11 protein-coding genes are annotated in these 14,281 nt (G+C 44.5%); 10 read left to right on the top strand and 1 reads right to left on the bottom strand.

Going from position 1 to position 14,281, the window contains the following annotated elements; all coding sequences use genetic code 11:
• Window positions 1-76 precede the first annotated feature (76 nt).
• From nifJ to ACKVDP_RS01165, 5 genes are all read left to right on the top strand, one after another.
• Window positions 77-3,601, top strand: coding sequence for a pyruvate:ferredoxin (flavodoxin) oxidoreductase (gene nifJ / locus ACKVDP_RS01185; protein WP_409226957.1), 3,525 nt, complete (start codon window positions 77-79; stop codon window positions 3,599-3,601).
• A gap of 135 nt (window positions 3,602-3,736) precedes the next feature.
• Window positions 3,737-4,642 carry a UDP-N-acetylmuramate dehydrogenase gene (gene murB, locus ACKVDP_RS01180; protein ID WP_409226956.1) on the top strand — a complete coding sequence of 302 codons (906 nt, stop codon included), beginning with the start codon at window positions 3,737-3,739 and terminating at the stop codon, window positions 4,640-4,642.
• Window positions 4,642-5,412: a PHP domain-containing protein gene (locus tag ACKVDP_RS01175; RefSeq protein ID WP_409226955.1), complete on the top strand. Its 771-nt coding sequence runs from the start codon at window positions 4,642-4,644 to the stop codon at window positions 5,410-5,412. The genes murB and ACKVDP_RS01175 overlap by 1 nt, the downstream gene beginning before the upstream one ends.
• Window positions 5,413-5,416: 4 nt before the next feature.
• Window positions 5,417-6,268: an RNase adapter RapZ gene (gene rapZ, locus ACKVDP_RS01170; protein WP_409226954.1), complete on the top strand. Its 852-nt coding sequence runs from the start codon at window positions 5,417-5,419 to the stop codon at window positions 6,266-6,268.
• A gap of 14 nt (window positions 6,269-6,282) precedes the next feature.
• The gene (locus ACKVDP_RS01165; RefSeq protein ID WP_409226953.1) at window positions 6,283-7,269 is read left to right on the top strand and encodes a gluconeogenesis factor YvcK family protein; all 987 of its coding nucleotides are present in this window, start codon (window positions 6,283-6,285) and stop codon (window positions 7,267-7,269) included.
• A 228-nt stretch (window positions 7,270-7,497) separates the two neighbouring features.
• Here ACKVDP_RS01165 and ACKVDP_RS01160 read toward each other — a convergent pair whose 3' ends face one another.
• Window positions 7,498-8,535 carry a M42 family metallopeptidase gene (locus tag ACKVDP_RS01160; protein WP_409226952.1) on the bottom strand — a complete coding sequence of 346 codons (1,038 nt, stop codon included), beginning with the start codon at window positions 8,533-8,535 and terminating at the stop codon, window positions 7,498-7,500.
• 142 nt (window positions 8,536-8,677) lie between these two features.
• Between ACKVDP_RS01160 and ACKVDP_RS01155 the strand changes: the two genes are divergently transcribed.
• The 5 genes from ACKVDP_RS01155 (at window position 8,678) to ACKVDP_RS01135 (ending at window position 14,256) form a co-directional block, all read left to right on the top strand.
• The gene (locus tag ACKVDP_RS01155) at window positions 8,678-9,088 is read left to right on the top strand and encodes an NUDIX hydrolase (RefSeq protein WP_409226951.1); all 411 of its coding nucleotides are present in this window, start codon (window positions 8,678-8,680) and stop codon (window positions 9,086-9,088) included.
• A gap of 3 nt (window positions 9,089-9,091) precedes the next feature.
• A complete protein-coding gene (gene whiA / locus ACKVDP_RS01150; protein WP_409226950.1) occupies window positions 9,092-10,042 on the top strand; it encodes a DNA-binding protein WhiA in 951 nt (316 codons plus the stop codon).
• A gap of 1 nt (window position 10,043) precedes the next feature.
• Entirely contained in the window at window positions 10,044-10,304 is a 261-nt protein-coding gene (locus ACKVDP_RS01145; RefSeq protein WP_409226949.1) for an HPr family phosphocarrier protein, read from the top strand.
• A 14-nt stretch (window positions 10,305-10,318) separates the two neighbouring features.
• The gene (locus tag ACKVDP_RS01140) at window positions 10,319-10,705 is read left to right on the top strand and encodes a GrdX family protein (RefSeq protein ID WP_409226948.1); all 387 of its coding nucleotides are present in this window, start codon (window positions 10,319-10,321) and stop codon (window positions 10,703-10,705) included.
• An 80-nt stretch (window positions 10,706-10,785) separates the two neighbouring features.
• Complete coding sequence (locus ACKVDP_RS01135; RefSeq protein WP_409226947.1) at window positions 10,786-14,256, top strand: DNA polymerase III subunit alpha; 3,471 nt, start codon at window positions 10,786-10,788, stop codon at window positions 14,254-14,256.
• Window positions 14,257-14,281 lie beyond the last annotated feature (25 nt).

The raw sequence follows: 14,281 nt of genomic DNA, 5'->3' as shown, positions 1-14,281 counted from the left end.
TTTTAACAATTTCATATATTGGGCATAAGCCCTTTTTCGTTTTATTACACTAAACTAACCAAGGAGGTACTATTACATGGGTAAAACTATGAAGACCATGGATGGTAATACCGCTGCAGCATATGTATCATATGCGTTTACAGATGTAGCTGCGATATATCCAATCACACCATCATCAAACATGGCGGAGTCAGTTGACGAATGGTCAGCAAACGGTAAGAAAAACGTATTTGGACAAGAGGTACTTGTTACTGAGATGCAATCAGAGGCAGGAGCGGCAGGAGCTGTTCACGGCTCACTGCAGGCTGGAGCACTAACCACTACATACACAGCTTCTCAGGGACTTCTACTGATGGTTCCAAACATGTACAAAATGGCAGGAGAGCTTCTTCCTGCAGTATTCCACGTATCAGCTAGAGCTCTTGCATCACATGCACTGAGCATCTTTGGAGATCATCAGGACGTAATGGCAGCAAGACAGACTGGTTTTGCGCTACTTGCATCAGGATCAGTTCAGGAGGTCATGGACCTTGGTGGAATTGCTCACCTTGCAGCAATAAAGGGAAGAGTTCCTTTCCTTCATTTCTTTGATGGATTCAGAACAAGCCACGAAGTTCAAAAAATTGAAGTTATGGAATATGAGGACCTTGAAAAGCTTCTTGATTACGATGCTTTAAACGAGTTCAGAAACAGGGGACTTAATCCAGAGCATCCAGTAACAAGAGGAACTGCCCAGAATCCTGATATCTACTTCCAGGCGGCAGAGGCGGCAAACCCATACTACCTGGCTGTTCCAGACATGGTAAATGACTACATGAAAGAGATCAACAAAATAACAGGCAGAGACTACAAGCCTTTCAACTACTATGGAGATCCTGAGGCTGAGAACATTCTTATAGCAATGGGATCGGTTACAGAGACTGCTGAAGAGACAGTTGACTATCTAATGGAAAAAGGTGAAAAGGTAGGACTTGTAAAGGTTCACCTGTACAGACCTTTCTCAGCTAAATACTTCTTTGACATACTTCCATCAACCGTTAAGAAAATTGCAGTACTTGACAGAACAAAGGAAAAGGGAGCTCTTGGAGAGCCACTTTACCTTGATGTAAAGAGCCTGTTCTACAAGAAGGACAACGCTCCTGTTATTGTTGGAGGAAGATATGGTCTTGGATCAAAGGATACAACACCATCACAGATTCTGGCAGTATTCAACAACCTAAAGGCAGACCAGCCTAAGGATGGATTCACAATTGGAATAGTTGACGATGTAACAAATCTTTCACTTCCAGTTGAAGAAGCAATCCAAACTGAGCCTGAAGGAACAATCCAGTGTAAATTCTGGGGCTTTGGATCAGACGGAACTGTTGGAGCTAACAAATCAGCTATCAAGATCATAGGTGATGACACTGACATGTATGCACAGGGCTACTTTGCATATGACTCCAAGAAATCAGGTGGAGTAACAATATCACACCTTAGATTTGGAAAATCTCCAATAAAATCAACATATCTCATTTCAGATGCAGACTTCATCTCATGCTCAAAGCAATCATACGTACACAGCTATGATCTGCTTAGAGGACTTAAGAAGGGCGGAACATTCCTGCTTAACTGCCTGTGGGATGACAAGGAGCTTGATGCAAACCTTCCTGCATCAATGAAGAAGTACATTGCAGAGAACGATATTAAATTCTACACCATAAATGCAACAAAGATCGCCGTAGACATCGGACTTGGCGGTAGAATAAACATGATAATGCAGTCAGCCTTCTTCAAGCTGTCAGAGGTTCTTCCAATAGAGGAAGCGGTTGATCACCTTAAGAAATCTATAGTCAAGGACTATGGTAAAAAAGGCGAGAAGATCGTCAACATGAACTACGAAGCTGTAGACAAGGGAATAAACGCCCTTCACATGGTTGAGGTTCCTGCTTCATGGAAGGATGCAACAGAGGAGAAGTCCATCTCCAAGGATGCTCCTGACTTCATCAGGAATGTTGTTGAGCCTATGAACAGACAAGAGGGAGATGACCTTCCTGTAAGCACATTCGTAGGAAGAGAAGACGGAACATTCCCAATGGGAACTTCAGAATATGAGAAGAGAGCAATTGCTGTTGACGTACCACATTGGATCAAGGAAAACTGTATCCAATGTAACCAGTGTTCATATGTATGTCCACATGCTGTAATAAGACCTATCCTTGTTGACGAGGAAGAAAAGGCAAAAGCACCAGATACATTCGAAACAATCAAGCCAATCGGTAAAGGCTTTGACGGACTTGAGTACAGAATCCAGGTATCAACACTTGATTGTACAGGCTGTGGAAACTGTGCAGACGTATGTCCTGCCAAGGAGAAGGCGCTTGTTATGACTCCATTTGAAGAGGAGTTTGAGGTTCAGGAGACAAACTGGGATTTCGCAATGACAGTTAAGGATAAAGGTCATTTGTTCGAGCCTACTACACTTAAGAACACACAATTCCAGCAACCATTGCTTCAGTTCTCAGGAGCTTGTGCAGGTTGTGGAGAAACTCCATATGCAAAGCTGGTAACACAGCTTTACGGAGATAGAATGATAATAGCAAATGCAACAGGTTGTTCATCAATCTGGGGTGCAAGTGCACCGGCTACGCCATACTGCACAAACCAGGAAGGCAAAGGACCTGCTTGGGCAAACTCACTGTTTGAGGACAATGCAGAATTTGGATACGGAATGGCAGTTGCAACCAAGAAGATCAGAGAGAAGATCCAGCTAGCTATGGAGGAATTCCTGACTCTTGGATTGGATACAGAAATCAACGAGTACTTCAAAGAGTGGCTTGAAGGAATGAACGATGCAAGAGCGACCAAGTCGGTTGCCGGCAAGCTTCTTCCAAAGCTGGACACCAAGTTTGACAACGAGAGAGCCAACGAGCTGTTCAAGCTTATTGGACAATTGAAGGATCACCTGATCAAGAAGTCAGTATGGATCTTCGGTGGAGACGGATGGGCTTATGACATCGGCTTCGGCGGACTTGACCATGTTCTTGCTTCAGGAGAGGACGTAAACGTACTTGTATTCGATACAGAGGTTTACTCAAATACTGGTGGACAGTCATCCAAGTCAACTCCAACCGCTGCAGTTGCAAAGTTTGCTGCATCAGGTAAGAAGATAAGAAAGAAAGACCTTGGTATGATCGCTGCAACTTACGGCTATGTATACGTTGCCCAGGTTTCAATGGGTGCTAACATGAACCACACATTGAAGGCCATCAAGGAAGCTGAAAGCTATGATGGACCATCATTGGTTATCGCATACGCTCCATGTATCAACCACGGAATAAAAGTTGGAATGGGCAAATCAATCGCTCAGGAAAAACTTGCCGTGGAGACAGGATACTGGCACCTATACAGATTCGACCCAAGACTTACTGATGAAGGCAAGAATCCATTCTCATTGGATTCAAAGGAGCCGACAAGACCAGTTACTGAGTTCCTTGACTCAGAGGTCAGATACACGTCACTTAAGCTTTCCTTCCCAGAAGAGGCGGAGATTCTGTACAAGGCAGCAGAGGTTGCTGCAAGAGCAAGATACGAATCATATGTAAGAATGGCTAGAGACTAGTCAAGAAATACAAGGCTACCATCGCGAGATGGTAGCCTTTTTTCGGCTTTCAGGTTTTTTGACCAATATGGGGAATCTATGTGCAAATCATGTTATAATATAAGGACAATATATAAGGAACAGGGTGATTTAAGGATGAATAGCTACAGTGAACATTTTTCCGGAGGGAAATTCAAGGATGTAAGGTTTGATGAGCCTTTGAAGTTTCATACATCATTTAAGATTGGAGGTCCCGCTGATGTTATGGTTATCCCTTCCACTGAGGAAGAGTTGATTCAGGCTGTAAAAATATGCAGGGAAAATGACCTCAAGTATTTTGTAATGGGAAATGGATCAAATCTCTTGGTTAAGGACACTGGAATTCGAGGAGTTGTAATAAAAATAAACGAAGGATTTGACAATATAGAGGTTGATGGAACAAGAATTATGGCACAGGCTGGAGCGCTGCTAACTGCAGTCAGCAAGGTTGCACTCCGAAGCTCCCTGGAAGGAATGGAGTTTGCAAGTGGAATTCCAGGGACAATAGGGGGAGCGATTACAATGAACGCAGGAGCTTACGGTGGAGAAATGAAGGATATTGTCTCCAGTGTAAGGGTTCTGACCAGTGACAATAAGGTTCTTCAGCTTTCCAATGGGGAAATGGATTTTGCGTACAGAAACAGCAGGGTAAAGGAGCATGACCTGATTGTGCTTTCTGTTGAATTTGAACTTAAGGCTGGGGATTTTGACAAGATCGATGACAAAATAAAGGAGCTGACATTCCAGAGAACCTCAAAGCAGCCCCTGGAGCTTCCAAGCGGCGGCAGCACCTTCAAAAGACCTGAAGGCTACTTTGCCGGCAAGCTGATTGACGATGCTGGATTAAGGGGACTTAGACATGGGGATGCGCAGGTGTCCCAAAAGCATTGCGGCTTTGTTGTAAACAGGGGGGAGACCACCTACAAGGAAGTAATGGAGCTGGTGGGAGTAATCCAGAAAACCGTAATGGATAAATTCGGGGTTGAGCTTGAAATGGAGATAAAACGAGTAGGTGATGACTGATGTATAGACTAACGGGAGATTTTCACACCCACACAATATACAGCAGAGGCTACAAGAAAAAGGGTACCCACGCAAAGGGGACCATTCAGGAGAATGTGGAAGCAGCCTATAGGCTGGGGCTGGATACCATAGTCCTAAGCGAGCACGGACCGGGACACTATCTATATGGGCTGAGGGTGGAGGATTTGCCACAGATTAGGAACGAGGTTATGAGGCTTCGGGAAATTTACGAGCCTAAGGGATTGAAGATCCTTCTGGGCCTTGAATCAAATATAGTTGGACTGGATGGAGAGCTGGACGTGGATGAAAAAATCATAGACCAGCTGGATATACTGTTGATGGGCTACCATTATGGAGCAACACCGGTAGGCTTTACCGATGCCGTCGGGCTTTACTGGACAACCCAGATAGGAAAGCTGCTTGGTAGCAGGGAAGACCATGCAAAGGATATAATGACCCAAGCCTACCTCAAGGCAATGGACAGGTATCCCATAGACATAATAACTCACCCAGGATCAAAGGCCAAGGTCCATATCCGCGAGGTGGCAGAAAGGGCAGTAAAGACGAATACGGCTTTGGAAATAAGCTCAAAGCATGACGAGCTGTCCGTGGAAAGTCTGAGGCTTATCAAGGACACTGAAGTCAAGATGTATATCGACAGTGATGCACATGAGCCTGAAAGGGTTGGAGATATTGAAAAGGGACTGAAGAAGGCTCTTGAAGCTGAAGTTGATTTTTCAAGGGTTGTAAATATAATCTGGGAGGATTGAGACTATGGATTTTGTCGTAATAACTGGAATGTCGGGAGCCGGAAAATCACAGGCAATGAAGGTAATGGAAGACATGGGTTATTATTGCATGGATAATCTTCCACCTGCCTTGCTGTCAAAGTTTGCCGAGCTGACCTACAAATCAACCAAGGAAATCAAAAAGGTTGCAGTGGTTGTTGACATAAGGGGCGGAGTATTTTTTGAGGACCTTTTTCAGGAGCTGAATGAGCTCAAGGAGATGGGAGTGGGCTATAAGATACTGTTCCTTGACTCAGCCAATGAAACCCTCATAAAAAGATACAAGGAGCTGAGAAGACCACATCCCTTGAATCCTGAAGGAAACCTTATAGATGGAATCAAGGAGGAGCGAAGGATTCTGCATCAGGTCAAGGGCAGAGCGGACTATATAGTCGATACCTCCAAGTTCAATCTGGGCATGCTCAAGGAGGAGCTGACAAGGATTTTCGTCGAAGGAGAGGAAAGGGGCAAGCTGTCCATTTCAGTCACCTCCTTCGGTTTCAAATACGGTGTATTGCTTGATGCGGACCTGGTTTTTGACGTAAGGTTCATCCCAAATCCGTATTATATCCCTGAGTTGAAGGAGCATTCAGGGCTGGAGAAGGACGTTAGGGAATATGTGTTCAAGTGGACACAAACACAGATTTTCATTGGAAAAACAATAGAGATGTTGGAGTTCTTGATACCCAATTATGTCACTGAAGGTAAGACACGGCTTGTTATTGGGATTGGCTGTACAGGAGGAAAGCACAGGTCTGTTGCAATTGCCGAGGAAATAGGGAATATTCTGAAGAAGAACGGACATAGGGTACTGGTTGATCATAGAGACCTGAGTTGAGAGGATGTATAAGAATGGATAGATTCATAGGCAAAAAGAAGGAAAACCCCAAGATAGTGGTGGTTGGAGGAGGAACTGGTTTATCAGTCCTTCTCAGGGGTCTAAAGGAGCACACCGACAATATAACAGCAATAGTTACTGTGGCCGATGATGGAGGAAGCAGTGGAAGATTGAGACAGGACCTGGGCATATTGCCACCTGGAGACATAAGGTCCTGTCTGGTGGCTCTTGCAAACACGGAGCCCACCATGGAAAGGCTGCTGCAGTACAGATTTACCGAAGGTTCCCTGAAGGGACAAAGCTTCGGGAATCTTTTCATCGCCGCTATGAACGAAATATATGGGAACTTTGAAATGGCAATAAAGGAGACAAGTAATGTACTTTCCATCACTGGGAAGGTGTTGCCTGTAACCCTGGACAATGTCAACCTGATAGCCCATCTGGACGATGGCACCACCGTTGAGGGTGAATCAAGAATTCCGTCAGTTGTAAAGGAGAGAAAAGCCAGAATAGAAAGAATTTCAATGAAGCCGGAAATGTCATACCCGCTCAAGGAGTCACTGAAGTCAATAACAGAGGCTGACCTTATAGTATTGGGGCCAGGTAGCCTTTACACTTCAATAGTACCAAATCTCTTGGTTAAAAATATGGTTGAATATATTGACAAGGCAAAGGCTCCAGTGGCTTACATATGCAATGTAATGACCCAGCCGGGGGAAACAGACAGCTATACGGTCACAGACCACCTTGAGGGGATCCTGAAGCACTCTCACGAGGGTTTTGTGGACTATGTGATAGCAAACGTAGAGAAGGTGCCTGCAAACGTCAGAAGGCGATATGAGAGGGACGGAGCTGTTCCGGTGAATCCCCGAAAGGGAGAGGGAAAGGCCTTGAAGAAAAGGAAGATCAAGCTGATTGAGGAGAAGCTCATAGAGGTTGAAGGGGATTATGTGAGACACGATACAAAGCTTCTAAGCCAGATGCTTATGGAGCTGGTGTAATCAATTCTCAATTCTCAGTTCTCAATTCACGATTCACAATTGTTCGGGAAAACTTAAGGGTCTAAGATCCTTCGTTTCACTCGGGAAGACAAGATAGTTGTCACTTTGAGCATCGCGAAGAGTCTTGACCCTTTTTGATATTGTGGCTAAGCCACCAAACAGTAGGGACGGTTCTTTTTGTTTGATTTTCCAAACAAAAAGAACCGTCCCTACTGTTTTACTACTGTTTTATTCAGTCAAATATGCAATTCCAAGCTTTATTGTCTCCTCTATGGCATCCTGATGGGTGCGTTCAAAGGAGTGGGATGCATCGACACCCGGACCGATCAGGCCTGTTCTGAAATCATGCCCCGACCTCAGTGCCGCTGATGCATCTGACCCGTAGTAGGGGTAGATGTCTACCTTATAGTTTATTTCATTCTTTCTGCAAAGCTCAACAAGCCGCTTTCTTATTTCAAGATCATATGGGCCAGTACTGTCCTTGGCACAGATTGTAACTGAGAACTCGTCTGAGGTCTGTCCTTCACCTGGTGCAGCCATATCGATGGCAATAAACTCAAAGGTATCCTCGGGGATGGCTGCCGATGCACCGTGCCCAACCTCCTCATAGTTGCTGATAAAGAAGTGGGTGGTGTAATTTGGCTTTATTCCATTGTACCTAAGGTACTTTGCAATACCCCAAAGTGCGATTACACCTGCCTTGTCATCAAGGTGTCTTGACTTGACAAAGCCAGATGGAGTAACCATGGTCCTTGGGTCAAAGGACACAAAATCTCCAACCTGGATTCCAAGCTCCTCAACATCCTCCTTTGAAGAAACCCTTTCATCCAGACGGATTTCCATATTCTCCAGATTCCGTTCAGTGGATTTAGTCTCATTTCCATGGACATGACTTGAAGCCTTGGTAAGGACCAGCGTGCCTGTATAGGTTCTACCATCCATGGCCTCAACCACAACATGCTCTCCTTCAACGGTATCCATTACATATCCTCCCAGCTGGGATATCTTAAGTCTCCCGTTTGATTTCAACTCCTTGACCATGGCTCCAAGGGTATCAACGTGTCCAGACAGTGTAACAGACCTGTTGGTGTCACGACCTTCAATTGTGGCAATCAAAGCTCCCTTTTCTGTAAACCTAACGGGAACCTGTATTTCTTCAAACAACTCCCTAACATAAGCATTGACCTTTTCCGTATTTCCAGTTGGACTGGGCGTCTTTAAAAGCACCTCAAGTCTGCTGATTATGTCCTTCATATTTATGTTCATAGTGTACCTCCCAATGTGATTTATTCCTATAATTATTATTATACAGCAAGAGGTCAAATTTGTGAAAATGTTTACAAAAACCTAGTAAAATGGTGTATAATTAATATGATGTGTAGTAATGTAGATTATTGGGAGTGGTATTATGATAGAGGTCAGCTCAGGAGGAGTTGTTGTATTTGGCAATGCTATCTTGCTGTTAAAAAAATATAACGGAGACTGGGTTCTGCCCAAGGGTAGACTTGAAAAGGGAGAGAGCATTAGGACCGCAGCACTTAGGGAAGTGTTGGAGGAAACAGGGGTTAAAGGCGAGGTCATTGAATATATAGGTGAAGTCAATTACAGATATAAGAATCTCAGAAGAAATGAGACGGTGTTTAAAACGGTACATTGGTATCTAATGCGAACCAGCTCCATGGATTGCGTACCACAAAGGAAGGAAGGGTTTGTGGATGCCAGGTTTGTTCATATAAATAAAGCGAAGGACCTTTTGAGGTATTCTGACGAGAAGAAAATCATATCCAAAGGGATTGAACTAATAAGGCAGGAGGGATGAAGAATGTCATTTTCATCCATTACCAAAAATGAATTATCAAGGATAGAAATTGACAAGGAATGCTGTGCTCTTGCAGAGCTGGCTGCTTTGGTGAGAATGAACGGTACCGTTCAGATTACAGGGATGCAGAACATCAATCTCAAGTTTACAACCGAGAATGCAGCCATAGCAAGAAGGATCTTTTCCATACTAAAAATGATGTATCATTCAGAAATTGAGGTAATGGTCAGGAAGAACAAGCAGCTTAAGAAAAACAACAACTATCTTATAATAATCCATGACAAAAAAATATCAGAAAAAGTGCTTTCAGATGTGGGGTATATAGACAAGGACAGGAGTAACCTCTTCAATCCAAGATATGGCGTTCCAAAGAGCATTGTCTCATCCAGATGCTGTAAGAGGAGCTTTATCAGAGGTTCGTTTCTCGGTGGAGGCTCAATGAGCAATCCCGAGAAGACCTATCATCTTGAATTTGTCACAAACCATGAAGAGCATGCAAAAAGTCTTAGGGACATAATCAACTCCTTTGAGCTGAATTCCAAGATCATCCAGAGGAAGGACAATTTTGTTGTCTATATCAAGGAAGGGGAGCAGATTGTGGATCTCCTGAATATAATAGGAGCTCACCAGGCACTTCTTAAGCTTGAGGACATAAGGGTTCTGAAGGAAGTGAGGAACAACATCAACAGATTGGTCAACTGTGAAACTGCAAACCTGGGGAAGACAATCAGTGCATCCATGAGACAGATTGAGAGCATAAAGACCATTCAAGGAAGAATGGGACTGAATAAATTGCCGGACAACCTAAGGGAAATTGCCGAGGTTAGACTGGCAAATCCTGATGCAAGTCTTAAGGAGATAGGAGAAATGATGAATCCGCCTATCGGAAAGTCCGGAGTGAACCATAGATTCCGCAAATTGGAAGAGATAGCAGATGAATTGGGAGGAGAATAGTATGATAAAGAAATCAGTAACACTTACAAACCCGGAGGGCCTACATGCAAGACCTGCAGCCCTATTTGTCAAGGAAGCCAATAAATATGAAAGTAATCTTGAAATTGAATCAGAGAACAGGAGAGTCAATGGAAAGAGTATCATTGGAATAATGTCACTGGGAGCATTTCACGGAGAAGAAATTACCCTTTCAGCAAGCGGTCCAGACGAGGAAGATATGGTAAATAGCCTTGCACAACTTCTTGAAAAGGGCTTTGAGTAGGTCGGGGAGGAGCTATGAAAAATATACTGGTTACCAACAACCCAGATGTAAGGGATAAGTTCAATGATAAATTTCAGGTTGATTACCTTGAAAACAATGGTTACATCCAGGTACTTGAGCATATAAGGGACATGATTCACAAGGGGCACCAGCTTCTGACCCATCCCCTTTCAGGAAGCATAAAACCAAACGAAACACCCTACAAGAGCGTTATCCTATCCTCAAGGAAGGATGAGCTTGATTCCTCAGGACTGGCAATTGTAGAGGATAGCATAATTGCAGCAAGGAAGTTCATCACCAACAGACCCACCCCTGACTGGCCAGAACACGTACTGGAGGACTTCAGGGTGATAGATCTGTCCTTGATGGAAAATGTAATTGAAAAGCTTGGTCATAGTTAGGTCTTCTCCTTGGAGAAGGCTTTTTCATTTAAAGTGGTTTTGTGGTAAAATCTATGTATATCATTACGAGGAGTGAGTTTATGGGAGCAAAGGGATTTGCACACCTTCATGTTCATACTGAATACAGCCTTCTGGACGGGTCCATCAGGATAAAGGACCTTATAGGCAGGACCAAGGAGCTGGGAATGAACTCAATTGCAATTACAGACCATGGGTCCATGTTTGGCGTCGTCCAGTTTTACCAGGAGGCAAAGAGGCAGGGGATAAAGCCGATTCTTGGGTCCGAGGTATACATTGCCATGGGCAGCCATCTTGAGAAGGAGCCAAAGGACAAGAATCAGTATCATCTTGTTCTTCTAGCAGAGAACAACAAGGGTTATGAAAACCTTATGAAAATAGTATCCGAGGGGTATGTCAACGGATTCTACTACAAGCCGAGAGTAGACCACAAGGTACTTGCCGACCACAGTGAGGGGATAATCTGTCTGTCGGCCTGCCTTGGAGGGGAGGTACAGCAGCATATCCTGGACAACAATCTGGAAAAGGCCAGGGAGATTGCTTTGAAATACAAGGAGATATTTGGCCAGGACAACTTTTTCCTGGAGCTTCAGGACCATGGAATACCTGAGCAGCAGACCGTAAACAAAGAGCTGATAAAACTGAGCCGCGAGCTTCAGATAAAGCTTATTGCAACAAACGATGTGCACTATCTTCGAAAGGAGGATGCAAGGGTACATGACGTGCTCCTTTGCGTTCAAACAGGAAAGACCATTGTAGATGAGGACAGGATGAAGTTCCCAACAGAGGAATTCTATCTGAAATCCACTGAAGAGATGGAGGCCCTGTTTCCAGATCAGCCTCAGGCTTTGGAAAATACACAGGATATTGCTGACAGATGCAATGTCTCAATGGATTTTGACACCCTCCACCTGCCAGAATACCAAGTGCCTGAGGGGTACACCAACGAGTCATACCTGAGGGAGCTTTGTGAAGCCGGTCTGGTTGAACGATACGGAGAGGTTACAGAGGAAATTCGGAATAGATTTGAGTATGAACTGAGTATAATCCTTCAGATGGGATACACTGACTACTTCCTCATTGTCTGGGACTTCATCAAGTTTGCAAGGGACAACCAGATCATGGTGGGACCTGGAAGAGGGTCCGCTGCAGGAAGTGTGGTCTCCTATGCCCTAAATATAATAGACATTGACCCCTTGGAGTATGGGCTGCTGTTTGAGAGATTCCTCAATCCTGAAAGGGTGACCATGCCTGATATCGATATTGACTTCTGCTATGAAAGACGTGAGGAGGTAATCCAGTATGTAATTGAGAAGTATGGGGCTGACAGGGTCGCCCAGATTGCCACCTTCGGTACAATGGCTGCTAGGGGAGCAATCAGGGATGTGGGGAGGGCGATCAACATGCCCTATGGTGAAGTGGATTACATCGCAAAGCAGATCCCAACGGAGCTGGGCATAACAATAGACAGGGCTCTTGAAATAAGCAAGACACTCCGGACGGAGTACGATGAAAACCCGGATGTGAGAAATCTAATAGACCTTGCCAGGGCTGTGGAGGGGCTGCCAAGACACACGTCAACCCACGCTGCAGGGGTAGTGATCTCCAAGGAGCCTGTAACAAAGTATGCACCCCTACTGAGAAACAATGATGCAATAACAACACAGTTCACAATGATTGAGCTTGAGGAGCTGGGTCTTTTGAAGATGGACTTTTTGGGGCTAAGGACCTTGACGGTCATAAGGGATGCTGTGGATCTTATAAGGGAGAATCACAGCAGGGAGATCGATTTTGGCGAGATCACCTTCGATGACCCTAAGGTTCTTGAGCTGTTTGCAAGGGCTGAGACCCTGGGCATTTTCCAGTTTGAAAGTCCAGGCATGAGGGCATTTCTGAAGGAGCTTAGGGCAAATGTGTTTGAGGATCTGATTGCAGCCAATTCCCTTTTCAGACCTGGTCCCATGAATCAGATTCCCACCTTTGTGGCCTGCAAGCATGATCCAACACAGATATCATACCTTCATTCAACATTGGAACCTATTCTTGATGTGACCTATGGTTGCATAGTCTATCAGGAGCAGGTCATGGAAATAGTCAGAAAGCTGGGTGGCTACTCCTTTGGCAGAGCTGACCTTGTAAGAAGGGCAATGGGCAAGAAGAAAATGGATGTCATGGAAAAGGAGCGGAAGAATTTCATCTACGGCCAGACAGATGAGAATGAGGATGTTATACTTTCAGGTGCAATCAGAAACGGAGTTGACGAGAAGACAGCCTCGAGGATATTTGACCTGATGATAGACTTTGCCAATTATGCATTCAACAAGTCACATTCTGCTGCCTATGCGGTAATAGCATACAGGACAGCGTGGCTAAAGGTCTATTACCCAGTGGAGTTTATGGCTGCACTGATTTCATCCATAATGGGGAATACATCTCAGGTATCACTTTATATTCAGGAATGCAAGCGACTCCAGATAGACGTACTTCCACCTGATGTCAACCATTCTCAAGGGAAGTTCACAGTGGAGAAGAAAAGTATACGATACGGACTTTCAGCAGTGAAGAATGTTGGAGAAAACTTCATCAGGGCAATTGTAAAGGCAAGAAGGGATGGCAAATTCAAAGGATTCACAGACTTTATAGAGAGAATTGAGAAGACGGACAGCAGCTCCATGAACAAAAGGGCTGTGGAAAGTCTTATCAAGGCTGGAGCCCTGGATTCAATGGGGGCAAACAGAGCCCAGCTACTGTCTATATTTGAAAAGACCATAGATGGGATCCACTCTGACAGAAAGAGAAACCTGGAGGGGCAATTCTCACTGTTCCAGACTGATGATTCCGTAGCAAGGGACAGACTGCCAGATTTGAGGGAATTTCCCCAGAATACACTTCTGCAAATGGAAAAGGAAATGTTGGGTATATATGTTTCAGGGCATCCTTTAATGCCCTATGAGAAGGAGGTCAAGCTCCTATCAAACTTCAGTACTGCGGACCTTATAACCCAGGGATTGGATGATTCCATGCATCCCTCAGGGGTGAGGGACGGCCAAAGGGTATCAATTGCTGGAATAATCGTTGAAAAGAAGAACAAGGTGACGAAGAACAACAATATGATGGCCTTCATAAGCCTTGAAGACCTTTACGGAACCATTGAGTGCGTAATATTTCCAGCCATTTATGAGAAAAACTATAAGCTGGTGGAAGAGGACAGGATAGTGCTTCTTGAGGGACGCCTCGCCATATCTGAGGTTGAGGATCCAAAGATCATAGCGGACAGGCTATCTCCCATAACAAAGATAAATCTGGGCAAGATTTACCTAAAGCTATCTGGAACGGATGACAAGAGAACCCTTGATGATGTCAAGGAAATACTAGGGAGATACCCAGGGAATATCCCTGTATATGTGTATTTTGAAAAAGAGAGACAGACAGTCGCTGCCGACCGGAGTCTGTGGATTGACGGAAGTCAGGACAACCTGATTCTTGAGCTTCAGGACCGTTTGGGAAGTGGCAGTGTAAAGATATCCAACTAGAGATTCAAATTAAAAATACTTGCGG

Origin of the sequence: Gudongella ferriphila (genome assembly GCF_046224405.1) — a bacterium.
In the GTDB taxonomy this organism is placed as follows: domain Bacteria; phylum Bacillota; class Clostridia; order Tissierellales; family Tissierellaceae; genus Gudongella.
The sequence above is the reverse complement of the archived record's forward strand: the minus strand, read 5'-3'. Positions and strand labels throughout refer to the sequence as shown.